Annotated in this window: 29 protein-coding genes; 16 read left to right on the top strand and 13 right to left on the bottom strand. The window is 61.1% G+C overall.

What is annotated here, in order from left to right:
• Window positions 1-10: 10 nt before the first annotated feature.
• From mnmE to hemE, 4 genes are all read right to left on the bottom strand, one after another.
• Window positions 11-1,327 carry a tRNA uridine-5-carboxymethylaminomethyl(34) synthesis GTPase MnmE gene (mnmE, locus tag PU133_RS02430; protein ID WP_404863358.1) on the bottom strand — a complete coding sequence of 439 codons (1,317 nt, stop codon included), beginning with the start codon at window positions 1,325-1,327 and terminating at the stop codon, window positions 11-13.
• 42 nt (window positions 1,328-1,369) lie between these two features.
• Window positions 1,370-2,635 carry a transcription termination factor Rho gene (gene rho / locus PU133_RS02425; RefSeq protein ID WP_126007388.1) on the bottom strand — a complete coding sequence of 422 codons (1,266 nt, stop codon included), beginning with the start codon at window positions 2,633-2,635 and terminating at the stop codon, window positions 1,370-1,372.
• A 221-nt stretch (window positions 2,636-2,856) separates the two neighbouring features.
• Window positions 2,857-3,396, bottom strand: coding sequence for a protoporphyrinogen oxidase HemJ (gene hemJ / locus PU133_RS02420; protein ID WP_404863357.1), 540 nt, complete (start codon window positions 3,394-3,396; stop codon window positions 2,857-2,859).
• Window positions 3,383-4,390: a uroporphyrinogen decarboxylase gene (gene hemE / locus PU133_RS02415; protein ID WP_164527991.1), complete on the bottom strand. Its 1,008-nt coding sequence runs from the start codon at window positions 4,388-4,390 to the stop codon at window positions 3,383-3,385. Before hemE ends, hemJ begins: the two co-directional genes overlap by 14 nt.
• Before the next feature lie 419 nt (window positions 4,391-4,809).
• On the opposite strand from hemE, the gene PU133_RS02410 reads away from it, so the two are divergent.
• The 5 genes from PU133_RS02410 to dnaQ are packed head-to-tail and all read left to right on the top strand — an operon-like array spanning window position 4,810 to window position 8,417.
• Complete coding sequence (locus PU133_RS02410; protein WP_404863356.1) at window positions 4,810-5,631, top strand: pyruvate, water dikinase regulatory protein; 822 nt, start codon at window positions 4,810-4,812, stop codon at window positions 5,629-5,631.
• Window positions 5,632-5,670: 39 nt separating this feature from the next.
• A complete protein-coding gene (locus PU133_RS02405; protein ID WP_404863355.1) occupies window positions 5,671-6,270 on the top strand; it encodes a Maf-like protein in 600 nt (199 codons plus the stop codon).
• Window positions 6,267-7,112, top strand: a complete 846-nt coding sequence (locus PU133_RS02400; RefSeq protein WP_404863354.1) for a shikimate dehydrogenase — start codon at window positions 6,267-6,269, stop codon at window positions 7,110-7,112. Before PU133_RS02405 ends, PU133_RS02400 begins: the two co-directional genes overlap by 4 nt.
• Complete coding sequence (coaE, locus tag PU133_RS02395; RefSeq protein WP_404863353.1) at window positions 7,109-7,702, top strand: dephospho-CoA kinase; 594 nt, start codon at window positions 7,109-7,111, stop codon at window positions 7,700-7,702. Before PU133_RS02400 ends, coaE begins: the two co-directional genes overlap by 4 nt.
• A gap of 19 nt (window positions 7,703-7,721) precedes the next feature.
• Complete coding sequence (gene dnaQ, locus PU133_RS02390; protein WP_404863352.1) at window positions 7,722-8,417, top strand: DNA polymerase III subunit epsilon; 696 nt, start codon at window positions 7,722-7,724, stop codon at window positions 8,415-8,417.
• Window positions 8,418-8,489: 72 nt separating this feature from the next.
• Here dnaQ and secB read toward each other — a convergent pair whose 3' ends face one another.
• On the bottom strand, window positions 8,490-9,014 hold the full coding sequence (gene secB / locus PU133_RS02385; RefSeq protein WP_404863351.1) for a protein-export chaperone SecB: 525 nt from the start codon (window positions 9,012-9,014) through the stop codon (window positions 8,490-8,492).
• A 100-nt stretch (window positions 9,015-9,114) separates the two neighbouring features.
• Window positions 9,115-9,675, bottom strand: coding sequence for an FxsA family protein (locus PU133_RS02380; protein ID WP_404863350.1), 561 nt, complete (start codon window positions 9,673-9,675; stop codon window positions 9,115-9,117).
• Window positions 9,676-9,864: 189 nt separating this feature from the next.
• Here PU133_RS02380 and PU133_RS02375 point away from each other — a divergent pair, with 189 nt between their 5' ends.
• The 4 genes from PU133_RS02375 to PU133_RS02360 are packed head-to-tail and all read left to right on the top strand — an operon-like array spanning window position 9,865 to window position 12,629.
• On the top strand, window positions 9,865-10,575 hold the full coding sequence (locus PU133_RS02375; RefSeq protein WP_404863349.1) for a Tim44/TimA family putative adaptor protein: 711 nt from the start codon (window positions 9,865-9,867) through the stop codon (window positions 10,573-10,575).
• A gap of 7 nt (window positions 10,576-10,582) precedes the next feature.
• Window positions 10,583-11,683: a murein transglycosylase A gene (locus PU133_RS02370; protein WP_404863348.1), complete on the top strand. Its 1,101-nt coding sequence runs from the start codon at window positions 10,583-10,585 to the stop codon at window positions 11,681-11,683.
• Window positions 11,680-12,273, top strand: a complete 594-nt coding sequence (locus PU133_RS02365) for a Smr/MutS family protein (RefSeq protein ID WP_404863347.1) — start codon at window positions 11,680-11,682, stop codon at window positions 12,271-12,273. Before PU133_RS02370 ends, PU133_RS02365 begins: the two co-directional genes overlap by 4 nt.
• A complete protein-coding gene (locus PU133_RS02360; protein WP_126007362.1) occupies window positions 12,270-12,629 on the top strand; it encodes a helix-turn-helix domain-containing protein in 360 nt (119 codons plus the stop codon). The genes PU133_RS02365 and PU133_RS02360 overlap by 4 nt, the downstream gene beginning before the upstream one ends.
• A gap of 5 nt (window positions 12,630-12,634) precedes the next feature.
• Here the strand turns inward: PU133_RS02360 and PU133_RS02355 are convergent, their stop codons facing one another.
• From PU133_RS02355 to hslV, 3 genes are all read right to left on the bottom strand, one after another.
• Window positions 12,635-13,600, bottom strand: coding sequence for a DUF1402 family protein (locus PU133_RS02355; protein WP_404863346.1), 966 nt, complete (start codon window positions 13,598-13,600; stop codon window positions 12,635-12,637).
• Window positions 13,601-13,735: 135 nt separating this feature from the next.
• On the bottom strand, window positions 13,736-15,040 hold the full coding sequence (gene hslU, locus PU133_RS02350; protein WP_126007358.1) for an ATP-dependent protease ATPase subunit HslU: 1,305 nt from the start codon (window positions 15,038-15,040) through the stop codon (window positions 13,736-13,738).
• A 56-nt stretch (window positions 15,041-15,096) separates the two neighbouring features.
• Window positions 15,097-15,657: an ATP-dependent protease subunit HslV gene (gene hslV, locus PU133_RS02345; RefSeq protein ID WP_404863345.1), complete on the bottom strand. Its 561-nt coding sequence runs from the start codon at window positions 15,655-15,657 to the stop codon at window positions 15,097-15,099.
• Window positions 15,658-15,854: 197 nt separating this feature from the next.
• Between hslV and hisB the strand changes: the two genes are divergently transcribed.
• From hisB to coaA, 7 genes are all read left to right on the top strand, one after another.
• On the top strand, window positions 15,855-16,475 hold the full coding sequence (hisB, locus tag PU133_RS02340; protein ID WP_404863344.1) for an imidazoleglycerol-phosphate dehydratase HisB: 621 nt from the start codon (window positions 15,855-15,857) through the stop codon (window positions 16,473-16,475).
• A 32-nt stretch (window positions 16,476-16,507) separates the two neighbouring features.
• Window positions 16,508-16,993 carry a DUF2628 domain-containing protein gene (locus tag PU133_RS02335; protein ID WP_126007352.1) on the top strand — a complete coding sequence of 162 codons (486 nt, stop codon included), beginning with the start codon at window positions 16,508-16,510 and terminating at the stop codon, window positions 16,991-16,993.
• 2 nt (window positions 16,994-16,995) lie between these two features.
• A complete protein-coding gene (gene hisH / locus PU133_RS02330) occupies window positions 16,996-17,646 on the top strand; it encodes an imidazole glycerol phosphate synthase subunit HisH (protein WP_126007350.1) in 651 nt (216 codons plus the stop codon).
• Window positions 17,643-18,386 (top strand): 1-(5-phosphoribosyl)-5-[(5-phosphoribosylamino)methylideneamino]imidazole-4-carboxamide isomerase, encoded by a 744-nt coding sequence (gene hisA, locus PU133_RS02325; RefSeq protein WP_126007348.1) that lies wholly within the window; start codon window positions 17,643-17,645, stop codon window positions 18,384-18,386. The genes hisH and hisA overlap by 4 nt, the downstream gene beginning before the upstream one ends.
• Window positions 18,383-19,159, top strand: coding sequence for an imidazole glycerol phosphate synthase subunit HisF (hisF, locus tag PU133_RS02320; protein WP_126007346.1), 777 nt, complete (start codon window positions 18,383-18,385; stop codon window positions 19,157-19,159). Before hisA ends, hisF begins: the two co-directional genes overlap by 4 nt.
• Window positions 19,160-19,280: 121 nt before the next feature.
• A complete protein-coding gene (locus PU133_RS02315) occupies window positions 19,281-19,616 on the top strand; it encodes a phosphoribosyl-ATP diphosphatase (RefSeq protein WP_404863343.1) in 336 nt (111 codons plus the stop codon).
• Window positions 19,613-20,605, top strand: a complete 993-nt coding sequence (coaA, locus tag PU133_RS02310; RefSeq protein ID WP_404863342.1) for a type I pantothenate kinase — start codon at window positions 19,613-19,615, stop codon at window positions 20,603-20,605. Before PU133_RS02315 ends, coaA begins: the two co-directional genes overlap by 4 nt.
• On the opposite strand, the gene PU133_RS02305 is transcribed toward coaA, so the two are convergent.
• The 4 genes from PU133_RS02305 to PU133_RS02290 form a co-directional block, all read right to left on the bottom strand.
• Window positions 20,592-21,668 carry a phosphatase PAP2 family protein gene (locus tag PU133_RS02305; RefSeq protein ID WP_404863341.1) on the bottom strand — a complete coding sequence of 359 codons (1,077 nt, stop codon included), beginning with the start codon at window positions 21,666-21,668 and terminating at the stop codon, window positions 20,592-20,594. The genes coaA and PU133_RS02305 overlap by 14 nt on opposite strands.
• Window positions 21,669-21,712: 44 nt before the next feature.
• On the bottom strand, window positions 21,713-22,369 hold the full coding sequence (locus PU133_RS02300; protein ID WP_404863340.1) for an alpha-ketoglutarate-dependent dioxygenase AlkB family protein: 657 nt from the start codon (window positions 22,367-22,369) through the stop codon (window positions 21,713-21,715).
• Complete coding sequence (gene arfB / locus PU133_RS02295) at window positions 22,362-22,793, bottom strand: alternative ribosome rescue aminoacyl-tRNA hydrolase ArfB (protein ID WP_126007337.1); 432 nt, start codon at window positions 22,791-22,793, stop codon at window positions 22,362-22,364. Before arfB ends, PU133_RS02300 begins: the two co-directional genes overlap by 8 nt.
• A 106-nt stretch (window positions 22,794-22,899) precedes the next feature.
• On the bottom strand, window positions 22,900-24,510 hold the full coding sequence (locus PU133_RS02290) for a phosphoenolpyruvate carboxykinase (RefSeq protein WP_404863339.1): 1,611 nt from the start codon (window positions 24,508-24,510) through the stop codon (window positions 22,900-22,902).
• Between the last annotated feature and the right edge of the window lie 133 nt (window positions 24,511-24,643).

Here is a 24,643-nt window from a genome sequence, read left to right as displayed (position 1 = left end):
TGAGTCACGATTATTTCCCGATGCAGAATGAGCTGAAGATGACATCCAGCACGTCTTCCACGTCCACACGGCCCGTGATGCGACCAAGCGCATCACTCGCCAGCCGAAGCTCCTCAGACCGAAGCTCTATCGGCATGTGAGACTCGCTCACGGCGAAAGTCAGGCACTCAAGCGCCTGCGTGAGATGTTGTCGATGGCGAAGTCGTGTCGGCAGAGCAAAGGAAGAAAAATTTGCCAAGCTGCTCAGTCTTGATCTGCACAACTCAATCAAAGCGTCAACGCCATGACCTGTAGCTACCGAAATTGCTACGTCGCTGAGAACCGGGACGCCCGTGTTCAAGTCAGATTTCGTTCGGACGCGGATTTCAGGCACGGCTGCCGGGGCATCAGTGACATACTCTCCGCAATCGGAGAGGTTCAGGACAAGGTCCGCCTCGGCCAGGGCCCTTCGCGCGCGGGCAATGCCTTCCTGCTCGACGCCATGATCTGTCTCTCTGATACCCGCCGTGTCGGTAATCGTCGCGGCGTATCCGCCCAAATCGACATCAACAGAAATGAGATCGCGCGTTGTTCCCGCCTCGGAAGACACGATTGCGACATCACGCGCCGCCAACGCGTTCAGCAAGCTTGATTTCCCTACGTTCGGTGGGCCGACGATCACAACCTTAAAACCATCGCGAATGCGTTCGCCAATGCTGGCTTCTGCGAGGTGGCGCTCCATCTCAACACGAAGTTCCGCCATGTCGCTCCAGACGCGATCCGCAACTGATCCAGGGACGTCGTCCTCGTCGGCAAAATCAAGATCGGCCTCAACCAACGCTCGCGCATGCAGGAGTCGACGCGCCCAGCCAGCATAAAGCCGCGTCAGGCCCCCTTCAGATTGAGTAACGGCAAGGCGCCGCTGCATTTCCGTCTGCGCCGCAATGAGATCGGCGAGGCCCTCGGCTTCAGTGAGGTCCATCCTGCCGTTTTCAAATGCCCGACGGGTGAACTCGCCCGGTTCCGCGAGACGAACTCTCGGGAGACTAGCCAATTCCGCCAGAATTGCAGAAACAATTGCCCTTCCTCCATGGACCTGAAATTCGGCGCAGTCCTCACCGGTAAAGGACTTAGGCCCTTGGAAATGTAGAACGATGCCCTTATCCAGGAGCTCTCCGTTTCGGTTCCGAATCGATCGAAGATGGGCAATTCGCGGCTCGGGCACGCCACCACACATCGTTTCGAAAACGAATCGAACATGCGGTCCTGAAACGCGAAGAACGGCGACACCCGCGGGGAGTGCGCCGCTCGCCAAAGCTACGATCGTGTCTGTGGTGGGATCGGTCAATTACCGCTCCACATCGCCAAGCGCGTATCGGACGTAAGCCGACTACGTGTTCATGGAATCGAAGAAGTCCGCGTTGTTCTTAGTCTGCTTCAACTTGTCGATCAGGAACTCGATCGCATCCGTCGTGCCCATAGGGGCCAGAATACGGCGAAGCACGAAGATCTTCTGGAGGTCTTGGCGCGACACAAGGAGGTCTTCCTTACGCGTACCGGACTTCAGAATATCCATGGACGGATAGATGCGCTTGTCGGCCACCTTGCGGTCCAGAACAATTTCCGAGTTACCGGTGCCCTTGAACTCTTCAAAGATCACTTCGTCCATGCGGCTGCCGGTGTCGATCAGCGCAGTGGCGATGATCGTGAGCGACCCGCCCTCCTCGATGTTACGGGCGGCGCCGAAGAAGCGCTTCGGCCGCTGGAGTGCATTTGCGTCCACACCACCGGTCAACACCTTGCCCGAGGACGGAACGACGGTGTTGTAGGCACGGCCAAGGCGCGTGATCGAATCGAGCAGAATGACGACATCGCGCCCATGCTCTACGAGGCGCTTGGCCTTTTCGATAACCATTTCAGCCACTTGCACGTGGCGGGTTGCCGGCTCGTCAAAGGTTGACGAAACGACTTCACCCTTCACCGAGCGCTGCATGTCGGTCACTTCTTCCGGCCGCTCGTCGATCAGGAGAACGATCAGATAGCATTCGGGATGGTTGGCCGTGATCGAATGCGCGATGTTCTGCAGAAGCACGGTCTTACCCGTGCGCGGCGGCGCAACGATCAACCCGCGCTGGCCCTTGCCGAGCGGCGCGACGAGATCGATCACGCGCGGCGACAGATCCTTCGAGGTCGGAACATCGAGCTCCATCTTGAACCGCTCATCGGGATAAAGCGGCGTCAGATTGTCGAAGTGAATCTTATGGCGGATCTTTTCGGGATCCTCGAAATTGATCGTGTTGACCTTGAGCAGCGCGAAATAGCGCTCTCCTTCTTTGGGTCCACGGATCGGCCCTTCTACCGTATCGCCGGTCTTGAGCGCGAAGCGACGCAGCTGCGAGGGCGAAATGTAGATGTCGTCCGGGCCGGGCAGGTAATTGGCATTGGCCGAACGCAAGAAGCCGAACCCGTCCTGCAGAACCTCGACCACACCCTGGCCGATGATCTCGACATCCTGCGCCGCAAGCTTCTTCAGGATGGCGAACATCAGCTCCTGCTTGCGCATGACGTTCGCGTTCTCGACTTCATGCGTTTCCGCGAAAGCGAGAAGATCGGTCGGTGATTTGCTCTTGAGCTCTTGCAGCTTCATTTCTTGCATGGAGTATCCGGGATGACTGGAAAACTAAAAAATGATGGAGGGGGCGGCGCGTCGGGAATGAAGAGGCGTGTGCGCTCCGTGGAGCCTGTCGCCGGGGACGTCAACGCGATGCCGAGGAGAAGTTGACGCGAAAATAGCGATTCCCCTGCCCCCACGCAAGCGGCTTGTCGCCGCACGTCAATTGAGACGCGAATGGGAAGCTCGGAAACCGCTCTTGAGGCTTAGAAAGGCTTCACGATCACGAGAATGACGATGGCGATCATCAGGAGCGTCGGGCCCTCGTTCATGATCCGCCAATAGCGTGCCGTGTGTTCCCGTCGGTCGGCAGCAAAGCTCTTCCAGGCCTTGAGGAAGCGAACGTGAATGGCAGTCAGTGCGACTACCGCGGCAATCTTCGCCCACAACCATCCACCCGAGAAGGCGAAGCTTGAATAGGCAAGCCACAGCCCAAGCACCCAGGAGATCATCATCGCAGGACACATGATCACCTTGAGAAGCCGCTCCTCCATGACCTTGAAGGTTTCCGACTGAACAGAGCCGATTTCGGCATCGGTATGGTAGATGAAGAGCCGCGGCAGATAGAGCAGCCCGGCCATCCAGGATATCACCGCCACCACATGCGCCGCCTTGATCCAGAGATCGAGACTGGCCGGCCGCCACCAGAAGACGAGCACCACGCAGAAAAGCAGCGCAGCGATGGCCGTGTAGGCCCTGCGGCGCGCTTTACGACCGGCGGCGGCTGAAGCCTCAGGTCCGACCACGCACCCGCTCCACCAGCTGCGTCACATGCGCAGGATCGGCCTGCGGCGTGATGCCATGACCGAGATTGAAGATCAGCGGCCCATTGCCGAGAACATCGAGAATGGCATCGATCCCCTCATCCAGAGCCTTCCCGCCCGCAACGACGCGCATCGGATCGAGATTGCCCTGAACCGGACCTTCTTCCTGAAGCCGCTTGGCGAATGACAATGGCACCGACCAGTCCAGACCGATCGCGTCCGCATCGGTGCGCTTGCGGTAGCCCTCCAGAAGGGCTCCGGCACCTTTCGCAAAAGCGATGATACGCGCCTGCGGATGACGTGCCCGAACTTGGTCGACGATGCGCCGGACGGGGCGAGCCGCAAAGGCTTCAAATTCGGCTTCGCCCAGAACACCAGCCCAAGAGTCAAATATCTGCACCGCGTCGGCGCCAGCTTCGATCTGTGCACACAGATAATCGGCGGAGATGTCGGCCAGCAGGTCCAGAAGCCGCGCGAATGCGGCAGGTTCGCGGTAGGCGAACAATCGTGCCGGTGCCTGGTCAGGCGTTCCATGCCCCGCGATCATGTAGGTCGCAACCGTCCAAGGCGCACCGCAGAAACCGAGCAGGGTCGTCTCGGCCGGTAACTCGGCTCTCAAACGCCGCACCGTTTCGAATACCGGGGCCAGATGGTCGATCACGCCTTCCGGAGTAAGCGCGGCAATGCCATCGGCATCGATCGGCTCCATCAGGGGCCCTCGCCCTTCTTCAAAGCGCACACCACGTTTCAAGGCATCGGGAATGACGAGAATGTCCGAGAACAGGATCGCAGCATCGAATGCGTACCGCCTGATCGGCTGCAGCGTCACTTCGACAGCGTATTCGGGCGTGTAGCAAAGATCGAGGAAGCTTCCCGCCTTCAGCCGTGTCTCCCGATATTCCGGAAGATAGCGTCCCGCTTGTCTCATCAGCCAGATCGGCGGTGGGCTGATGGTCTCTCCTGCCAGAACGCGCAGCACCTTTCGGTCGGTCACGGCGTCTCCTCTTCCTTAAATGAAGGATTCTTTGAAATGGATTCTTCTTCTTAGAGTCGGTGTGTTCCAGGGATTAGTTTTGGTCAACATCTTCTCCACAAGAAGCGTGGAAGCCATCTGTGCCGCACACTGGAATCACTTGATGCGCTTTGCAATGTGGACACCTCAAAAAGCGATGACATTTCAGCATTTTGCGGCTAAGCACAGCCTTGATCCCTTTTGGTTAAGCTGTGGATGGTGTGTTGACGCGTCCTCCGATTCCCCGCAGCGTGACATTGACCGTGAAAGGCCGTCCCCGCAGTGCTCATTGTGGACAAGTCGGCAGTTCATACCGGCCTGAGAACACCGCGATCATCATTCCGAAAGTCATCAACAGTCATCAACAGCCCCCAGTGAATCGTGTGGATCAGCCGAAAAATTACTTTCACCTCCATCTGATTTCGGACTCGACCGGTGAAACCCTAATGGCGGCCGGCAGAGCTGCGTCTGCGCAGTTCCAGGACGCTCAGGTGCTGGAGCACGTTTATCCGCTGATCCGGAACCGCAAGCAGCTGGGTGCTGTGCTTGACGCGATCGATGGTGCGCCGGGCATCGTGCTCTACACGATCGTCGATCAGGACCTGTCCTCCATGATCGACACAAGGTGCCGGGAAATGGGCGTCCCGAGCGTTTCCGTGCTCGAACCGATCATGACGGTGTTCCAGTCCTATCTGGGAGCTCCGTCGCGGCGCCGCGTCGGGGCGCAACACGTGATGAACGCGGAATATTTTCGTCGGATCGATGCGCTGAACTACACGATGGATCATGACGACGGTCAGATCATTACGGATTACGAAGAAGCCGATGTGGTTCTCGTGGGCATCAGCCGCACATCCAAAACGCCGACGAGCATTTATCTGGCCAATCGCGGCGTGAAGACCGCCAATTTCCCGATCGTGCCGGGCAATCCCTTGCCGCCGGCGCTCGACCAGGCGCGCAAGCCGCTGATCGTGGGGCTCATCGCCTCGACCGAGCGCATCGCGCAGGTGCGGCAAAACCGGATGCTGGGCAACGCGCAAGGATACAATTCAGAGATCTACACCGACCGCGCCACGATCGCCGAGGAACTGAAACACGCCCGCTCCCTTTGCCTGCGCAGGAACTGGCCGATGATCGACGTGACCCGAAAGTCGATCGAGGAGACGGCCGCCGCGATTCTTGCCTTGCGCGGCAAGGCGCGTTAGCGCTCGAACCATCGATCATTTGCAAGGATTGTCTCGGCCATGGCTGCACCCATCATTCTGGCGTCTTCGAGCCCATTTCGCCGCCAATTGCTGGAGAACGCCGGGGTGGCTTTCGATATCAAGCCTGCCGAGGTCGATGAACGCGCGCTGGAAGCGCCGCTTGCCGATAGCGGTGCGACGCCGGAAGATGTCGCACTGGTGCTTGCCGAAGCCAAGGCCGTCGATGTGAGCGAGCGTTCGCCGGGCGCATGGGTCATCGGTTCCGACCAGACATTGTCGCTGGGCGATGAAGTCTTTCACAAGCCCGACGATATGGAGGGCGCGCGCCGGCATCTACTGAAACTCTCCGGCAAGACGCACTTCTTGAATTCCGCGATCGTGTTGGCGCGAGACGGCGAGGCGGTGTGGCGTCATATGTCGACGGCGGCCATGACGATGCGCGACCTGGATCCCGGCTTCATCGGACGGCATCTTGCCGCTGTCGGCGACATCGCTTTGAAAAGCGTCGGCGCCTATCAGCTGGAGGGCAGGGGCATTCAGCTCTTTGAAAAGATCGAGGGCGACTACTTCACCATCGTCGGTTTGCCCTTGCTGCCGCTTCTGGCAGAGCTGCGCCGGGTCGGGGCGATCGACGGATGACCACGCCGCCTGCCGCTTTCGTCGTCGGGCACCCGATCGGGCATTCCCGCTCGCCGATCATTCACGGCCACTGGCTCAAGAAGCATGGCATCGCCGGCTCCTATAAAGCGCTCGACGTTGCCCCGCATGATTTCTCGGGATTCCTGGACCGCTTGCGAAGCGGCGAAGCGGGTTTCGTCGGCGGCAATGTGACGATGCCCCACAAGGAAGCCGCCATGCGGGGTGCCGATGAGATCGATCCGGTCGCGGCACGGCTCGGTGCCGGAAACACGCTCTGGCGCGTCGATGGGCGCCTGCATCTCACGAACACCGACGGTTATGGGTTTCTGGCAAATCTGGATCAGCGCGCGCCGGGTTGGGATCGCGGTGAGCGAGCCGTGGTGCTCGGCGCGGGCGGCGCAAGTCGCGCGGTGATCGACGCGCTGGTCGAACGCGGGTTCGATCGGGTCGATATCGTCAACCGCACGGTCGAAAGGGCCGGGGAGATCGCTGGCCTTTTCGGTCCCAAAGCAGCCGCCCACGGGATGGAAAAGCTTTCCTCGCTCATCCGGAACGCGGACTTCTTCGTCAACACCAGCTCTCTGGGTCTCGACGGTTCGGACGTCCCGTCCATCGACTTCACCACCATGCGTCCCGGCGCCGTGGTCACCGATATCGTCTACGCGCCGCTGATGACGCCGTTTCTGAAGGAGGCGAAAGCCCAGGGACTGCCGATCGTCGACGGGCTCGGCATGCTGCTGCACCAGGCTGTTCCGGGCTTTGAACGCTGGTTCGGACTGCGCCCCGACGTGACCCAGGAAGTCCGGGATCTGGTGATCGCAGATCTGGAGTCCAAACATTGATCAAGCTGGGTCTGACAGGCTCGATCGGCATGGGGAAATCGACGACCGCGGCAATGTTTGCCGCACGCGGCGTACCTGTCTTCGACTCCGACGCTGTCGTTCACGAGCTTTATGCCAGCCAGGCCGTTCCCATGCTGGAAGCCGCGTTCCCAGGCATAACAAGCGCTGACGGGGTCATCGACAGGACTGTCCTGGCGCAGAAGGTTCTCGGCAACCGCGAGGCGCTGCAAAAACTGGAAGCGATCGTCCATCCGCTTGTCCGACGCGAGCGGGAAGCGTTTCTCAGCGAGCAGAAGGCCGCGGGCCATTCGCTCGTCCTTCTGGATGTGCCGCTGCTCTTCGAAAGTGGCGGCGATGCCGATGTCGATCGCATTGCCGTGGTGTCCTGTCCGGAAGATGTGCAAAAGGCGCGCGTCATGGCCCGGCCCGGCATGACGGAGGAGAAGTTCGCCTCTATTCTCGCGCGGCAGGTGCCAGATGCCGAAAAGCGCGCCCGTGCCGATTTCATCATCGAGACCGGCGAAGGCCTGGCCGCGACGGAGCAGCGGGTCGAGGCGATCATTCTTGAACTGACCGGACAACCCGCATGAGACGCGGATGGAGAGCGTGATGCGCGAGATCATTTTCGATACGGAAACGACCGGCCTCGATTTCAGGCTCGATCGCATCATCGAGATCGGATGTCTCGAGCTCATCGACCATTTTCCGACAGGCCGGAGTTTCCACGTCTACATAAATGCGCAGGGACGCCCCGTCCATCCGGATGCGCTGCAGGTGCACGGGATCACCGACGAATTCCTGGCGGACAAACCGACTTTCGCCCAGATCGCGGGTGAACTGCAGGAATTCTTCGGCGATGCGACGCTGATCGCCCACAACGCGACATTCGACATCAGCTTCATCAACGCCGAATTCGAGCGCATCGGGATCGCTCCCATCGGGCGCGAACAGATCCTCGATACGCTGGTGCTCGCGCGCCGACGCCATCCGATGGGTCCGAACTCGCTGGATGCGCTGTGCCGGCGCTACAACATCGACAACGGCCACCGCACCAAGCACGGCGCATTGCTCGACGCTGAACTCCTGGCCGAAGTCTATATCGAGATGATCGGCGGCCGTCAGACGGCGCTTGGTCTCGAAATCGAATTTGGAAACAATGGTGGAGGGAGATCCGTCGAGATCGATATCTCCGTCATGGTGCGCGAGCGCCCGCTGCCGCCACGGCTGACAGAGTTGGAGGAGGCAGCGCATGCACGCCTGGTCGAAAGGCTCGGCAAGAACGCGTTGTGGCGCGTTCTGCGATAGATTGTGTTCCGGAAATCAGTCTGAAAGCCTTCCCCCATCAGGCCGATCGGGGAAGGCTGATCATCGTTGCGGTCAGTTGACCTGAGGCGCCGGAGCGCTCGCCGCACGGGTCCGCTCGGCGGCCATACGCTGCTGGAACATCTGCGCGAAATCGATCGGGTCGATCATCAGCGGCGGGAAACCACCATTGCGCGTTGCGTCCGCAATGATCTGGCGGGCGAACGGGAACAGCATGCGCGGGCACTCGATGAAGAGCAGCGGGAGCATGTGCTCCTTGGCAAAACCCTGCAGGCGGAAGATGCCGCCATAGACGAGCTCGGCGTTGAAGACGACGGTTTCGCCGTCCTTGGCCGTCGCGTTCAGCGTCAGAACGACGTCATACTCGGTTTCCGAGAGTGGATTGGCGTTGACGTTGACGTTGATGTTGATGGCCGGCGCCTTGCCGCGCTGGCCGGCATTGCGCGGCGCGGAAGGGTTTTCGAAGGACAGATCCTTCATGTATTGCGAAACCACGTTCAAGGTCGGCGTCGCGCCATTTGCCTTGTCGGCTGCCGCTGGTGCTGCGGCTCCATCGGAATTCTTTGTTTCCTCGGCCATCGTTCTTCCCCGTTTGTCCGTCGAACTGCCCGACGGCAGCCCTTAAAAATCCCGGCGTGGCTATCACTTCAACCGCCGGGTGACAACTCAAAGCGCACAATCAGTGGCTTTTCGGGCCGCCACGACCGTCCTGATCGTCCCACCACGGGGAATCCGGTGATGGCTCGCGGCTGAAATCGTCCTCGTCCAGATCGATGACGGTGCGGCTACGCGGCTGCGCACCATAGGGCCTCTGCTCATCGCCCGGATGCCTCGCCTGGCCACGCATCCCGGCGGCCATGCCCGCTCCGAGACCCGCACCGACCACGACGATCCGGTCCTTGACGAGACGCCAGCCGAAATCCCGAACCGCTGGAACGAAGAGCAGGAAGCCGATCGTGTCGCTGATGAAGCCGGGCGTGAGCAAAAGCACGCCGGCAACGACGATCATGACGCCGTGAATGAGCTCCCGGCCCGGCACGCGACCAGCGCGCGCTTCTTCCGAGATGCGACGCACGATCCCGAACCCTTGGACGCGCAACAGAACCGATCCGATGATGGCGGTGACGAGGATCAGGCCAAGCGTCGGCAAGAGCCCGATCTGGCTTCCGACGAGGATGAAGACGGAGATTTCCGCGATCGGCATGGCCAAAAGCATGAAAGGCACGAGAGAGAACGCCATGTGACAGCCATTGATCCTTGAGTGGACACCGATACACTACAGTTTCGACAGGCCTCATACATCGACCGTCGCAACAATCGGCCCCAATATGGTGGCCCCATGTCGCAATTTGAATGTACGGAGTTTGAATGATCCCCGCCTGGGCCTTATATGGGGCGGCAGGCACACACCCGATCGGCAGCAGGCGCAATGGGCTCCTTTGATTTTGTAACATTTTTCTTTTTCGTGGCGGCAGTCATCATATTTCTGCAGCTGCGCAGTGTGCTCGGTCGTCGAACGGGCAATGAGCGCCAGCCCTACGACCCCTATACCAAGCGCGAAGGTGCCAAGGCCCCTGCCGGTACGGACATCTCTGACGATGGCAAGGTCGTCAGCCTGCCCCGTCGTGATACGCCGCGTGCTGAAGGTGGCTTCGAAGCCGTGGATGCCTATGCCAAGCCTGGCACGGATTTGAATGCCGGCCTGCGTGAGATCGCCGCAGCCGATCCTGCCTTCAATCCCAAGCAGTTCGTCGAGGGCGCGAAGATCGCCTATGAAATGATCGTCACGGCCTTTGCCGACGGCGACCGCAAGACGCTGAAGAACCTCCTGTCCCGCGAAGTCTATGAAGGCTTCGTCGCTGCGATCAACGAGCGCGAATCGCGCGGCGAAACTGTGAAATCCTCTTTCGTCGGCGTCGAAAAGGCTGAAATCGTCCAGGCGGAGCTGAAGGGCTCGGAGTCGGCGGTGACGCTGCGCCTCGTCAGTCAGCTTATTTCCGTGACCCATGACAAGGATGGCAAGGTTGTCGATGGTGACGCGGAGAGCGTCGGTGAGGTCAATGATGTCTGGACCTTTGCCCGTGATACGCGGTCGCGCGACCCCAATTGGAAGCTCATCGCCACCGAAGCCGACGCCTGACGGCGCCATGCCGGCGGTTCTTCATCCGGCTCGCTTCGAGGACATTGCAGGGTGGGCGGCCGATGATCATCGTGCCGCCCTCTCGGCGTTTCGGGTATGCGCTCGCCACCTGAAATCCTCTCAAAAGCCGTATCGCACCGGATCGCTCGGCATCGAAGCCACGGATTTCATCCCGGCCATCGCAGCACTCGATCACCTCTCCGATGAGCCCGACACGTCACGCCGTTTCTTCGAGCAGCATTTCCTGCCCTGTCGGATCGGCAACCAGAACAGCGGCTTTCTGACCGGCTATTACGAGCCCGAGGTCGAGGTTTCGCGCATTCCGGATGCTCAGTTCCGGTTTCCCTTCCTGAAGCGCCCACCCGAACTGCGACAGCTGGAAGCGGGCGAGGCGCCCGAACTGCAGGCCGCCGGCATCACCTGGGCAAAGCAGGATCACAAGGGTCTCAAAGAGTTCGCCGATCGTGGATCGATCGAACGCGGAGCGCTGTCGGAGCGAGATCTCGAAATCGCTTGGGCCCGTTCCCGAGTGGATGTCTTTTTCACGCATATCCAGGGATCGGCCCGGCTTGTCTTTCCGGACGGCACGGTCACGCGCATCACCTTCGACGGCAAGTCCGGCCATCCCTTCACGGCCATCGGTCGCGTCTTGATCGATCTCGGTGAAATCGACGCCAAAGCAGTGACGATGGATACGATCCGGCAGTGGCTGGCCGCGAATCCTGAGCGGCTGGATGAAATCCTCTGGCAGAATCGGTCGTTCATCTTCTTCCGGGAGGAGCCCGAGATCGATCCGGCCCGCGGCCCGATCGGCGCTGCCAAGGTGCCTTTGACGGCAGGTCGGTCGATCGCCGTGGATCGAGAAATTCATACGTTCGGCACACCTTTCTTCATCAATGCCGAGAACCTGACCCACGTGGATGGCCCTAAGCCGTTCTGTCGATTGATGATTGGGCAGGATACGGGCTCAGCGATCATCGGTCCTGCGCGCGCCGACATCTTCACAGGCTCGGGCTCAGTTGCAGGCAGTGAAGCAGGAGCCATCAAGCACGCCGCGACTTTCCACCTCCTCGTTCCACGCCCGGCTGCGACGAGGCTCGGCCTATGAGCAAGGGGCGCAAGCTGACACGCGGTGAAAACGCGCTCTGGAACAAGGTGGCGAAGACCGCGCGTCCCATGCCCGGTCGGATGGAGAGCCTGCTCGGCAGCAGCGCCGATCTCGCGCCGAAAGTCCCGGAAAATAGCGTACAGCCGCCTGAGCCTGCCAAAGTGACGGAAGGTATGCGCAAGGCGTTGGCAGCGTCGTTCCGCGAATCACCGGTCGAAGAGACCCGAAAGGCGAAACAGCCTGCCGCCTCGCTGCACCCGATCGAGCGCCCCGTTCATCGCAAGATCGCGCGCGGGCGACTGCCGATCGACGCGACGATCGACCTGCATGGGCTCGATCAATCGGCCGCGCACATGCGGCTGCTAGGCTTTCTCGGGCGAGCCTATGCGGATGGCCTGCGCCATGTGCTCGTCATCACCGGCAAGGGTGCGTCGTTCGGCAGTGAAGGAGCGCTGAAACGTGCTGTGCCCCACTGGCTGACACAACCGGATTTCCGCCCCTATGTGTCCGGCTATGAGCAGGCGGCGCGCGGCCATGGCGGCGAGGGCGCCATCTATCTCCGCCTGAAGAAGCGCAGGCCTGCGCCATGACGCCGTTCGGCGCCGCCATGCGGCGGATGCGCACCGAGCGCGGCATCACACAGCGTGCGATGGCCGAAGCGATCGGCGTATCTCCGGCCTACCTGTCGGCGCTCGAGCACGGCCACCGGGGTCGCCCGAGCTGGGAATTCGTGCAGAAGGTGATCGGCTTCTTCAACATCATCTGGGACGAGGCCGAAGAACTGCAGCGCCTCGCCTATCTGTCAGATCCGAAGATAAAGCTCGAAACGAGCGGTCTGTCTCAGCAGAAGACCGAGATCGCCAACCGTCTGGCGCATCTGCTGCCGCAGATGAGCGAGAAGGAGCTCGCTACCTTGAGTGCACTGCTGGACCAGATCGAACGCTGATACGCTCAGCTTTCGGGGAACAATTTCCGCAGTTCTTCCAGCCGATCGTTCACCAGCCAGCCGTAATAATTCTCTTCAGGAAGGTGACGACCGCCGCCACCATTGCGGCGGGCAAGAACGGCAGCGCGCAGATCTGGATCGCCGACATTGTAGAGCGTGGCTGTGATGCCTGGATTGGTCGAAATGTCGAAATTCGCGACGCGCTTATAGACCTCGATGGACGAGGCGAGGATTGCAGCCATGTAGGCGAGCGACCGGTCGGGATCCATGATCGCCTGGTAGACCCCGATCGGATCATCCGCCTGGAGCTTCGGATAGCCCGAAACCTTCATGACGCGATCCGACATCTTCAGCGCGGTCAGCGGATTGATCTGACCGAGGCCGAAGGTCTGGCCGGCAAAGAAGGGCTGGAAGAATACGGCCGAGAAGCGGTCGTTTGGGTAGCGGACGCCATCAACTGTGCGGCCGCGAAAGACATTGTCCCAGACGCGTTCGCGGCAGGACCAGAGCGCGTAGGAGCCGGTCAGCTCGCCGCAATGGGCGAAAGGCTCACGCGCGACGAAGGTGAGGACGTTTTCGCCCTTGTAGCCGAATGAAAAGCGTTCGCCGGCGTAAGCGACGGCCTTTACGTAATAGGATTGGAGCCGATCATAGGCGTCGACATTGTAGGTGTGTTCGCCGACCAGCGCACCGACAATGTGGATCGGGTCGATGCCGTAAGCACGGCCTGCCGAGCGGATTTTCGTACGCAGACCCTCGTCAGAAGCGAGCAGATCGTAAATCCGACGGTATTTTGCTTCGAACGTCGTGTTGAGCCCGGATGTCCGGCGGCTCGATGCGCCCGGCACGGCCGGTTGCTCGGCGAAGCGGTTTCCTTCAGGCACCGGCCGTCCGGCCGCCTGCGCCGGAAGCGCAGCAACAAGAAGCCCCACCGTCAAGCAGAAGACACGTGTCCAGCCGCCGGGAATCATCGCTTTCAGCCCTCATAGAATAGGCGATGAATAGCGACGAGCGATCCTTGATGTCGAGATGGATCGCAGCCGAATAGAGCACCGCGTGAACGAAAGTATCCACGCGGTGCCGAATCGCCACAATGGCCAGCTGGGCTAGAGAACGTAGCGCGACAGATCGGTGTTCTTCGCCAGATCGCCCACATGTTTGCGAACATAGTCGGCATCGATCACATACGTTGTGCCGGACTGGTCGGGCGCCTCGAATGAGATCGTGTCGAGCACGCGTTCCATCACCGTCTGCAGCCGCCGTGCGCCGATGTTCTCGACGCTTGCATTGAGATCGACCGCGACGCCTGCAAGCGCATCGATTGCATCGTCGGTGAAGCTGAGTTCAACCTGCTCCGTGCCCATGAGCGCAACATATTGCTTGATCAGGCTCGCTTCCGTCTCGGTCAGGATACGGCGGAAATCTTCCTTCGTCAGCGCCCGCAGCTCGACGCGAATCGGCAAACGACCCTGCAATTCAGGCAAGAGGTCCGAGGGCTTTGAAACGTGGAAGGCGCCGGAAGCGATGAAGAGAACGTGGTCGGTCTTGACCGGCCCGTATTTGGTGGCGACCGTCGTGCCTTCGACCAGCGGAAGAAGGTCGCGCTGCACGCCTTCGCGCGACACGCCCGCACCCATCCCACCGTTCTTGGCGGCGATCTTGTCGATTTCATCGAGGAAGACGATGCCGTCATTCTCCACGGCCCGTACCGCTTCACGCGCGATCTGCTCGTCGTCGATCAGCTTGTCGGCCTCGTCTTCGATCAGTTGCTGGTAGGACTGCTTGACGGTGGTCTTGATCTTCTTGGTGCGCTTGCCCATCGCCTTGCCGAGCATGTCGGACAGATTGAGCACGCCAATGTTGGCGCCCGGCATGCCAGGTATATCGAGCGGCATGCCCGAGCCGGTATCGGCCACCTCGATCTCGATTTCCTTGTCGTCGAGCAAGCCTTCACGCAGCTTCTTGCGGAACGAGTCTCGCGTCGCCGGCGAGGCCGTGGAACCGACGAGTGCGTCGAGAACCCGGTCTTCAGCGGAAAGGTGGGCTTTTGCTTTCACTTCCTGACGCTTGCGCTCGCGACCAAGGCCGATGCCGACCTCGACCAGATCGCGGATGATCTGCTCCACGTCACGGCCGACATAGCCGACCTCGGTGAATTTCGTCGCCTCGACCTTGATGAAGGGCGCGCCGGCGAGCTTCGCCAGACGGCGCGAGATCTCGGTCTTGCCGACGCCTGTCGGTCCGATCATCAGGATGTTCTTCGGCATCACCTCGTCGCGCAGGCTCTCATCGAGCTGCTGGCGGCGCCAGCGGTTGCGCAGTGCGATGGCAACGGCGCGCTTCGCATCGTTCTGTCCGATGATGAACCGGTCGAGCTCGGAAACGATCTCGCGCGGAGAAAAAACGGTCATTGAGAATATGTCCTGTGCTGTGCAATGCGTGGAGCGGGGTGAGCGGCCGAGAGATCTCAGGCCGCGTCGTCCAGAAGCTCCACCACCACATTGCCATTGGTGTAGACGCAGATATCGCCGGCGATACCCATCGCCTTGCGCGCGATCTCTTCGGCGCCAAGGTCAGTGTCCATCAGCGCTCGTGCGGCCGCGAAGGCATAGTTGCCACCTGATCCGATCGCGATCGTGCCGTGCTCCGGCTCGAGAACGTCGCCATTGCCGGTAATCGCAAGGGTGACGGATCGGTCAGCGACGAGCATCATCGCTTCCAGCCGGCGCAGGTAGCGGTCGGTGCGCCAGTCCTTGGCAAGCTCGACTGCAGCGCGCATCAGCTGGTCGGGATATTGCTCGAGCTTCGCTTCGAGGCGCTCCAGAAGGGTGAAGGCGTCAGCCGTGGCACCGGCGAAACCGGCGATGACATCGCCCTTGCCGAGCCGGCGCACCTTGCGCGCATTGCCCTTCATGATGGTCTGGCCGAGGCTAACCTGGCCGTCGCCGGCCATGACCACCTGTCCGCCCTTGCGAACGGTGATGATCGTGGTGGCATGCATCGTGCCGTAGGGATCGTGATCGCTCATGAAAATTCGGTCCTTGAACGTCGGGAGAAATGGGCTCGACCGGTCCGGAGAACATTGGCCGCGAGCCGCCAATGGAATTCGAGGTCTTATGTAAGAAGCGCTGAAGCCTTTGCAATTGGGGCCGGAACGGCGGCCTGTTCTGGATTCTTTACAAGTGGCCTGATATGCAGCGCGCATATTCCCGGCGGAGCTTGAGCATGGCATCGAAGGACAGGGGCGTGAGCGAAGGTCGCAGCGCCCGCATCGCACGCAAGACGAACGAAACCGATATTTCGGTGAGTGTCGCCATCGACGGTACCGGACGGGCCTCGATGGAGACCGGCGTCGGCTTCTTCGATCACATGCTGGACCAACTGGCGCGACACTCCATGAGCGATATCGACGTGCGGGCAAAAGGCGATCTGCACATCGACGATCACCACACCGTCGAGGATACGGGCATCGCGCTCGGCCAGGCGTTTTCGAAAGCGCTCGGCGACCGCAAGGGTATCACGCGCTACGCCTCGCTCGATCTTGCCATGGACGAAGCGCTGACCCGCGCCGCGATCGACGTCTCCGGCCGCCCGTTTCTCGTCTGGAACGTAACCTTTCCGACCGAAAAGATCGGCAACTTCGACACCGAGCTGGTGCGAGAGTTCTTCCAGGCGTTCAGCCAGCATGCCGGCATCACGCTGCATGTCACCAATCTCGCGGGCGCCAACAGCCATCATATCGCTGAAACCTGCTTCAAGGCGGTTGCGCGCGTGTTGCGGACTGCGATGGAGATCGATCCGCGCGCGGCCGACCGCATCCCGTCCACCAAGGGCATTCTCGTCTAAGCGATCGCTGCTCGACGAAGAGAGATGACCGAATGAAAACCTTCGTGGTGATGACGCCGCCGGGCGGCGACCCGGACGGGATCGAGACGCGCTTCATTCGCGATGGCTTTGCGCCGCTCGCCTTCATCTTCCCGGTCTTCTGGTTCCTCTGGCACCGCATGTGGTTGTGGGCAGGGGTCTTTTTTCTTGTCACTGCCGTCACCAACTGGCTCATGGCAACAGGCGATACCTTCGCCACTGGCTTTGCGCTGTCGGTTGCGACATCGCTTTATGCCGGTCTCGAGGGCAACCGGCTGCGTGCATCGAAGCTGGAAGCGCGTGGCTGGACGATGGATGCCCTGGTCGACGCAACTTCGCTTGATGAGGCCGAAGAAGTTTTCTTCGCCAGGCCCGCAGCGACTGGTTCCGTGGACAAAACTGAACCGGATGTGCGTGAGAAAAGGCCCGTTGGCACGAAACCCGGCTTTCAGAGGCCAGAGGAGAGCTTCGGCATGTTTGAATGGAATGGAGTGCGCTGACCATGCAGGTCGCGATCATCGATTATGGCTCCGGCAATCTGCGTTCGGCCACGAAGGCTTTCGAGCGCGCCGCTCGTGAGGCAGGACTTGCCGCTGACATCCACCTCACGGCCGATCCGGACATCGTTCGGCACGCAGATCGCATCGTGCTGCCCGGCGTCGGTGCCTACGCCGACTGTGCGGCCGGTCTCGCTGCCGTCGACGGCATGTGCGACGCGCTGGACGAAGCTGTCATCGCAAACGGCCGACCGTTCCTCGGCATTTGCGTCGGCATGCAGCTCATGTCGACCCGCGGGCTGGAAAAGACCGTGACGCACGGCCTCGATTGGATTGCGGGCGACGTCGTCGAGATGAGCCCCAGCGATCCCGCTCTGAAGATCCCGCAGATCGGTTGGAACACCATCGATCAGCGCAGCGACCACCCGCTGCTCGCCGGCATCCCGACCGGGCGCGACGGGCTGCACGCCTATTTCGTGCACTCCTATCACCTTGCCGCCAGCCGTCCGGAAGACGTCGTCGCGACCACCGACTATGGAGGCGCGATGACTGCGATCGTCGCGCGCGACAATCGTGCCGGCACCCAGTTTCACCCCGAAAAGAGCCAGACACTCGGCCTTGCTCTCATCGCCAATTTCCTGCGTTGGGCCCCATGATCCTGTTTCCAGCCATCGACCTGAAAGAGGGTCAGTGCGTCCGTTTGAAGCTTGGCGATATGGCGCAGGCGACGGTCTACAACACCGACCCGGCCGCACAGGCCCGGGCATTCCAGGATCAGGGCTTCGAGTGGCTCCATGTGGTGGATCTCGACGGCGCCTTCGCCGGATCGAGCGTGAATGGTGCTGCTGTGGAAGCCATTCTGAAGGCCACCGACAATCCGGTGCAGCTTGGCGGCGGCATTCGCACGATCGAGCAGATCGAGGCCTGGCTCGACAAGGGACTCGCCCGCGTCATCCTCGGCACAGTTGCCGTGCGTGATCCGGCACTCGTGATTGAAGCCTGCAAGCGCTTCCCCGGCAAGATCGCCGTCGGCATCGATGCCAAGGGCGGAAAGGTTGCCGTTGAAGGGTGGGCGGAAGCCTCCGAACTCGGCGTGATCGAGCTTGCCCGCAAGTTCGAAGGCGCCGGCGTCGCGGCGATCATCTACACCGATATCGACCGGGACGGCATTCTGACCGGCATCAATTGGGACAGCACGCTGGAACTGGCCGACGCGGTCTCCATTCCGGTCATCGCATCCGGTGGGCTCGCTTCCATCGCCGATGTCGTCCGCATGACGATGCCGGACGCGGCGCGCCTCGAAGGTGCGATCACGGGACGGGCGCTCTACGATGGCCGTCTCGATCCGGCCGAAGCACTCGACGTTTTGAAGTCGGCTAAGGAATCCGGCAAATGAGCCTCAAGTCTCGCGTCATCCCCTGCCTCGACGTGAAGGACGGCCGCGTCGTCAAAGGCGTCAATTTCGTCGATCTGATCGACGCGGGCGATCCAGTGGAAGCGGCAAAGGCCTACGACGCGGCGGGTGCCGATGAGCTTTGCTTTCTCGATATCACTGCATCATCCGACAACCGCGAGACGATCTTCGACGTCGTCGCCCGCACGGCCGAGCAATGCTTCATGCCGTTGACGGTCGGCGGTGGCGTTCGCGCTGTCGCCGATATCCGGAAATTGCTGCTCGCCGGCGCCGACAAGGTGTCGATCAACACGGCAGCGGTGAACAACCGCGCCTTCGTCAACGAAGCGGCCGACAAGTTCGGAAATCAGTGCATCGTCGTCGCGATCGATGCCAAGAAGGTCTCTGGGCCTGACGAGAAAGCGCGCTGGGAAATCTTCACCCACGGTGGGCGCAAGGAAACCGGCATCGACGCAATCGAGTTCGCCATCGACATGGTCGACCGCGGCGCGGGCGAACTGCTACTGACCTCCATGGACCGGGATGGCACCAAGAGCGGCTTCGATATCGCCTTGACCCGAAGCATCGCGGACGCCGTGCGGGCACCCGTCATCGCGTCGGGCGGGGTCGGAACGCTTGACCATCTGGTCGAAGGGATCCGCGACGGACATGCAACGGCGGTGCTCGCGGCTTCGATCTTCCATTTCGGCACGTTTACCATCGATGAAGCCAAGCGCCACATGGCCGCCGCCGGCATCGCGGTGCGGCTTGACTAGAGCGTTTCCAGATGGAGTGGATACGGTTTGAAAACGCGACGAACGAAGATCCGAGAGTGATTGCGCGTTTTCAGGAAACGCGACATGACCCGAGGCGGCTTTTGGGCAGGGACAGTGACGTATGAGTGGTTTCGATCTTTCCCGGCTGGAAGCGATCGTGGCGGAACGCGCAGCAGCCTCGCCTGACGAATCCTGGACGGCCCGACTGGTGTCTAAAGGACGTGAAAAGGCCGCCCAGAAGCTTGGCGAGGAAGCGGTTGAAACGGTGATTGCGGCCGTTGGCCAGGATTCGGCGGAACTGGTGGGGGAAAGCGCCGACTTGCTCTACCATCTCCTCGTGGTGTTGAAGATCGCCGACATTCCGCTTTCCGATGTGATGGCCGAGCTGGAACGGCGAACAACAAAATCCGGCCTTCAGGAGAAGGCCGATCGCGCCGGGAGCGCCGCGCCGCGATGAAGCGCGATACGGGCTTTGGCGAGGATATCGGCCTCGATCATTTCAGGCCGGGCACCTATTCGCCCTATCGCATCTTCTCCGCTGAGGAATGGTCTCGTTTCAGGGCCGACACGCCGCTGACGTTGACAGCCGACGAGATCGGCCGGCTTCGATCCCTCAACGATCCGATCGACGTCGACGAAGTCAGCCGCATCTATCTTGCTGTATCGCGGCTTCTGTCTGCGCATGTCGAGGCGACGCAACTGCTGTTCAAGCAGCGCACGCACTTCCTCAACGCGCAGAACACGACCAAGACACCCTTCGTCATAGGCATCGCGGGCTCGGTCGCGGTCGGCAAGTCGACCACGGCCCGCGTGCTGCAGGAGCTTTTGAAGCGCTGGCCGTCGAGCCCCAAGGTCGATCTGGTGACGACAGACGGCTTTCTTTACCCTAACGCGACGCTACGGCGCGACAGCATGATGGACCGCAAGGGCTTTCCTGAAAGCTACGACATCGGCCAGGTGCTGCGCTTCCTCTCGGCCATCAAGGCCGGGCAACCCAACGTTCAGGCACCGTTGTATTCGCACCTCACCTATGACGTTCTGCCCGGCGAGTTCCAGACGGTCGACCGCCCGGACATCCTGATCTTCGAGGGCATCAACGTGCTGCAGGTGCGCGCATTGCCGGAAGACGGGAAGATCGTGCCCTTCGTCTCCGATTTCTTCGATTTCTCGATCTATATCGATGCGCCTGAAGAGCTGATCCACAAATGGTATGTGGAACGCTTCATGCGCCTGCGGGAAACGGCGTTCAAAAACCCCGATTCCTTCTTCAACCGCTACGTTACGATCTCCGAAGACGCGGCACGCGCCGTGGCGGAAGGCCTCTGGCAGAACATCAATCTGAAGAACCTGCGCGAAAACATCCTGCCCACCCGCCCCCGCGCCGATCTGATCCTCAAGAAGGGCGAGAACCACCTGATCGAGCAGGTGGCGCTCAGGAAGCTTTGATCCGGGAGGAGCGCCCCTCGATCCCCTTGAGGGCGAGATGGAGCGCGACAACCACGAGGATCGAGACATACCCGTCGATGGCGTAGTGCCATCCGAGATAGACCGAACTTGCCAGAACCAGCCCAAGATAGGCGAAGGCAATGGCGCCAAGTCTGCGGCTGTAGTCGAAGAGAAAGACCGCGTTCAGCGCAGCAAGCCCGACATGCATGCTGGGAAAGGCGGAAATGCCCGTTCCGAACGCCATATCTCCGCGCGTATAGGTCGACCAGAGATAGTCCTGAAAACGTGCGGCTGAATGAGCGGACCCTTCGCCTTGGGCAATGAAGGCCAAGAGGCCGGCGAAGCGCTCCATATCGCCGGTCACGTGGTGGTAGAAAGCAGGCCCTGCCGAAATCCACGCGAGCGCCAGCATATTGCCGATCACGATCCAGCCGAGGGTAAAACAGGCAAAATAGCGGGTGCGAATGGCCGAAGCGCGCGGCGAAACCGCGATCCAGAACAACGGCAGAAAGCACACCAGAAACCAGACGACGTTGTAGTTGAATTCGATCGCCTGGCGAATCCAGTCGCTCGCGAGCCATCCCTGCATCAACGTCCACGGCTCATGCCCGAAATGCAGCCAGGCATCCCAATCGGCCTGCGCGCGATCGTAGAGGAAGCCGCCACGAAGCGTCGGCATCATCGTCTTGAACGTCGTGAAGCTGCCCATGAAGAGCATGAGTGCCATCAACAGCACGAGGCCGGACGTGAATGTCGCGATACGATTTGTAGACGTCGCCTGCTGCAGCAGAAGCCGCCTCTCGTGCCAGTCGTTCGTGCGGTGGACGATCATGAACAGGATGCCGGCGATCATCAGGATCGGGCACATCACGAGGTAGAGCTTGGTCCACTGTTGGAAATAAAGCGGGTGCGCGAGCCCGTCGTATCCGATCCAGTCCCGAACGGCGAGAACCGCCGCCCCATGCAGTGCGATGATCAGCAGGATCGGGGCGTTCTCGCCGATCAGAAACCGTGCCGGCGTTCGCAAAGGCGTCTTGGTCGCTAGGCTCTCGATCGTGGACATGGAAGGCTCGCGCTGGGTCTGCCCGCGAGATTACAGCCCAAGCGTTAACTCCCGGTTCCGGAAGCCTCTGCTGCCGTCACCCGCCGCAGCGTCAGATTGATCCGCCCGCCGTTCTTCAGGAGCGTCGAGGTGCCGGCGTAGATGCGGTCGACGCCGTGATAGGCGAGGCGGGCGCGTCCGCCGAGCACGACGATGTCACCGCTGTTCAGCTTGAGAGACGCCGTAGGGCCGCCGCGCACTGGTCCACCGATCCGGAAGCGGCAATCGTCGCCGAGAGAGATGGAAAGGACTGGTGCTTCGAGATTCTGCTCGTCCTTGTCCTGGTGCAATCCCATCCGCGCATCCGCGTCGTAGAAATTGACGAGACAGGCTTCCGGCGGAAAATCGGCGCCTGAGAGATCACGCCACAGATCCAGAAGCGCTTGAGGGATCGCCGGCCACGGCTGGCCAGTCGCAGGATGGTTGGGTTGATAGCGATAGCCACCGGCCTGGTCCGTCATCCAGCCAAGGTCGCCGCAGTTCGTCATCCGCACGCTCAGCGCCTTGCCGGTGCGTGGCATGCGCGGCACGTAGAGCGGTGCCTGTGCCACGACGCGTCGAATGTCTTCCAGAAGCGCCCGCTGATCGTCCAATGTCAGATAGGCAGGGAGGTAGCGGAAGCCTTCCGGAATGCGATCCCGTTCCGACGATGCCTCAATCATCCACTTTGCCGCGCATCTTCTTGATCGAGCCGCGCTCCGACTTCGCTTTCAGGCGTCGCTCGATGGCGCCGCGCCCGGGTCGCGTCTTCTTGCGCGGTGGTGGGGGAGGCTCGGCTGCCTTGGCAATGAGCTCCCGCAACCTGTCCCGGGCATCTTCCCTGTTCCGCTCCTGGGTCCGGAAGCGGTTTGCTTCCAGCACGATATCGCCATCCTTGGTCGCGCGGCGCCCGGCGAGCTTCAGCGCGTTTTCCTTCACCCGGTCCGTGAGCGAGGGCGAGTTTGCGGCATTAAACCGTAACTGAACCGCGGTGGCGACCTTGTTGACGTTCTGTCCGCCAGGGCCGGCGGAGGTGATGAACTGCTCCGTCAGCTCCCACCCTTTGATGGTGATCGAACGTGTGATGATGAGGTCGTCGCTGGCCATGTCCTCATGTGCGCTGCGGCCAAGAAAAAGAAAAGATGGCGACCGCAAAAACAAAGGCCCGCGACCGTTCCGGGTCGCGGGCCTTCCGTAGCAAGAGAAGCGTGGCTTATTCGGCCGCCATGGGGAGCCGGGGTGCCGCCCCCAGCACGTCGCCGCCCACATGTTCTTCGAACTTCTCGAAATTGGCGATGAACATGGAAACGAGCTTCTCGGCCTGCCGGTTATAGGCGTCGCCATCGGCCCAGGTGCGGCGCGGATCGAGGATCGTTGCATCGACGCCGGGGACGGCGAGCGGTACTTCGAAGCCGAAATTCGGATCGGTCCGGAAGCTTGCCTCGTTGAGCGATCCGTCGAGCGCGGCAGCGAGAAGTGCACGGGTCGCGCGGATCGGCATGCGCGAGCCCGTTCCATAGGCACCGCCGGTCCAGCCGGTGTTCACGAGCCAGCAGGACACGCCGTGGCGCGAGATCAGTTCGCGCAGCAGGTTGCCGTATTCAGAAGGGTGGCGCGGCATGAAGGGCGCGCCGAAGCAGGTCGAGAACGTGGCTTCCGGTTCGGTCACGCCCTTCTCGGTGCCGGCAACCTTTGCGGTGTAGCCCGAGAGGAAGTGATACATCGCCTGCGCCGGCGTCAGCCGAGCGATGGGAGGCAGCACGCCGAAGGCGTCCGCCGTCAGCATGATGATGTTCTTCGGATGCGCCGCAGTGCCCGTCGAGCTTGCATTCGGAATGAAGTGCAGCGGATAGGCGCAGCGGGTGTTCTCCGTCAGCGATCCGTCATCGAACTGAGGACGACGCTGCTCGTCGAGCACGACGTTTTCCAACACCGTGCCGAAACGCTCCGTCGTTGCATAAATCTCCGGCTCGGCTTCGCGTGACAGGCGGATCGTCTTGGCATAGCAGCCGCCTTCGAAATTGAAGATGCCGTTTTCGCCCCAGCCGTGCTCGTCGTCACCCACGAGAACGCGGGCAGGATCGGCCGAAAGCGTTGTCTTGCCGGTTCCGGAAAGGCCGAAGAAGATCGCTGCGTCGCCGGCCGGGCCGGTGTTCGCAGAGCAATGCATCGGCATGACGCCCTTGGCGGGCAGGAGGTGGTTGAGAACGGTGAAGACGGACTTCTTCATCTCGCCCGCATAGGACGTTCCGCCAATGAGCACGATGCCACGCGTCAGGTCCGCGGCAATCACTGTGCTAGATCGCGAGCCGTGCCGCTCGGGATCGGCCTGGAAGCTCGGCAGGTCGATGATCGTCAGCTTCGGCTGGAAATCATCCAGCGTCTCAGGGGCCGGGCGGATCAGCAGATTGCGGATGAAGAGCGAATGCCAGGCATATTCCGTGACGACGCGCGTCGGCAGCTGGTTTTCCGCATCGGCGCCACCGACGAGGTCTTGGACGAAGAGATCCATATCCTTGGCATGCGCGAGGAAATCGACATGCAGCGCATCGAAATGATCGCGCGACATGGCCTTGTTGTTGTCCCACCAGATGACGCCATCGGTGTGTTCGTCGCGGACGATGAATTTGTCCTTGGCGGAGCGGCCCGTGTGCTGGCCGGTCAAAGCTCTGAGCGCACCGTGAACCGTCAGCTCGGCTTCGCCGCGCGCGATCGAGTGCTCGTAGAGAGCCGCTTCCGGCAGATTGTAATGCACGCTGGCGACATCGGAAAATCCGATCGTCGCAATGTCGGTGGCCTGATTGCGCCGTCCGATCTGCTTCATATGTCACCTGCTCCTGGCTTGCGGGGCGGATTGAATGGAGCCGGACCATAGTGTCAGCACTGAGACAACGCAACACGAAGAAACAGTAATTTCGCAATAATATCAGAGTATTAATCGATTTAAAATTGTCACC

The sequence above is a fragment of the Georhizobium sp. MAB10 genome, from assembly GCF_045012825.1.
Taxonomy (GTDB): Bacteria; Pseudomonadota; Alphaproteobacteria; order Rhizobiales; family Rhizobiaceae; genus Georhizobium; species Georhizobium profundi.
This window is presented reverse-complemented; position numbering and strand designations above follow the sequence as displayed.

Coding starts and splice junctions, on each gene's coding strand:
- rho (WP_126007388.1), bottom strand. CDS start 2,635: ATGCAAGAAATGAAGCTGCAAGAGCTCAAGAGCAAATCACCGACCGAT.
- PU133_RS02405 (WP_404863355.1), top strand. CDS start 5,671: ATGGCTGCACCCATCATTCTGGCGTCTTCGAGCCCATTTCGCCGCCAA.
- PU133_RS02400 (WP_404863354.1), top strand. CDS start 6,267: ATGACCACGCCGCCTGCCGCTTTCGTCGTCGGGCACCCGATCGGGCAT.
- dnaQ (WP_404863352.1), top strand. CDS start 7,722: ATGCGCGAGATCATTTTCGATACGGAAACGACCGGCCTCGATTTCAGG.
- secB (WP_404863351.1), bottom strand. CDS start 9,014: ATGGCCGAGGAAACAAAGAATTCCGATGGAGCCGCAGCACCAGCGGCA.
- PU133_RS02380 (WP_404863350.1), bottom strand. CDS start 9,675: ATGGCGTTCTCTCTCGTGCCTTTCATGCTTTTGGCCATGCCGATCGCG.
- PU133_RS02375 (WP_404863349.1), top strand. CDS start 9,865: ATGGGCTCCTTTGATTTTGTAACATTTTTCTTTTTCGTGGCGGCAGTC.
- PU133_RS02370 (WP_404863348.1), top strand. CDS start 10,583: ATGCCGGCGGTTCTTCATCCGGCTCGCTTCGAGGACATTGCAGGGTGG.
- PU133_RS02365 (WP_404863347.1), top strand. CDS start 11,680: ATGAGCAAGGGGCGCAAGCTGACACGCGGTGAAAACGCGCTCTGGAAC.
- PU133_RS02360 (WP_126007362.1), top strand. CDS start 12,270: ATGACGCCGTTCGGCGCCGCCATGCGGCGGATGCGCACCGAGCGCGGC.
- PU133_RS02355 (WP_404863346.1), bottom strand. CDS start 13,600: ATGATTCCCGGCGGCTGGACACGTGTCTTCTGCTTGACGGTGGGGCTT.
- hslU (WP_126007358.1), bottom strand. CDS start 15,040: ATGACCGTTTTTTCTCCGCGCGAGATCGTTTCCGAGCTCGACCGGTTC.
- hslV (WP_404863345.1), bottom strand. CDS start 15,657: ATGAGCGATCACGATCCCTACGGCACGATGCATGCCACCACGATCATC.
- hisB (WP_404863344.1), top strand. CDS start 15,855: ATGGCATCGAAGGACAGGGGCGTGAGCGAAGGTCGCAGCGCCCGCATC.
- PU133_RS02335 (WP_126007352.1), top strand. CDS start 16,508: ATGAAAACCTTCGTGGTGATGACGCCGCCGGGCGGCGACCCGGACGGG.
- hisH (WP_126007350.1), top strand. CDS start 16,996: ATGCAGGTCGCGATCATCGATTATGGCTCCGGCAATCTGCGTTCGGCC.
- hisA (WP_126007348.1), top strand. CDS start 17,643: ATGATCCTGTTTCCAGCCATCGACCTGAAAGAGGGTCAGTGCGTCCGT.
- hisF (WP_126007346.1), top strand. CDS start 18,383: ATGAGCCTCAAGTCTCGCGTCATCCCCTGCCTCGACGTGAAGGACGGC.
- PU133_RS02315 (WP_404863343.1), top strand. CDS start 19,281: ATGAGTGGTTTCGATCTTTCCCGGCTGGAAGCGATCGTGGCGGAACGC.
- coaA (WP_404863342.1), top strand. CDS start 19,613: ATGAAGCGCGATACGGGCTTTGGCGAGGATATCGGCCTCGATCATTTC.
- PU133_RS02305 (WP_404863341.1), bottom strand. CDS start 21,668: ATGTCCACGATCGAGAGCCTAGCGACCAAGACGCCTTTGCGAACGCCG.
- PU133_RS02300 (WP_404863340.1), bottom strand. CDS start 22,369: ATGATTGAGGCATCGTCGGAACGGGATCGCATTCCGGAAGGCTTCCGC.
- arfB (WP_126007337.1), bottom strand. CDS start 22,793: ATGGCCAGCGACGACCTCATCATCACACGTTCGATCACCATCAAAGGG.
- PU133_RS02290 (WP_404863339.1), bottom strand. CDS start 24,510: ATGAAGCAGATCGGACGGCGCAATCAGGCCACCGACATTGCGACGATC.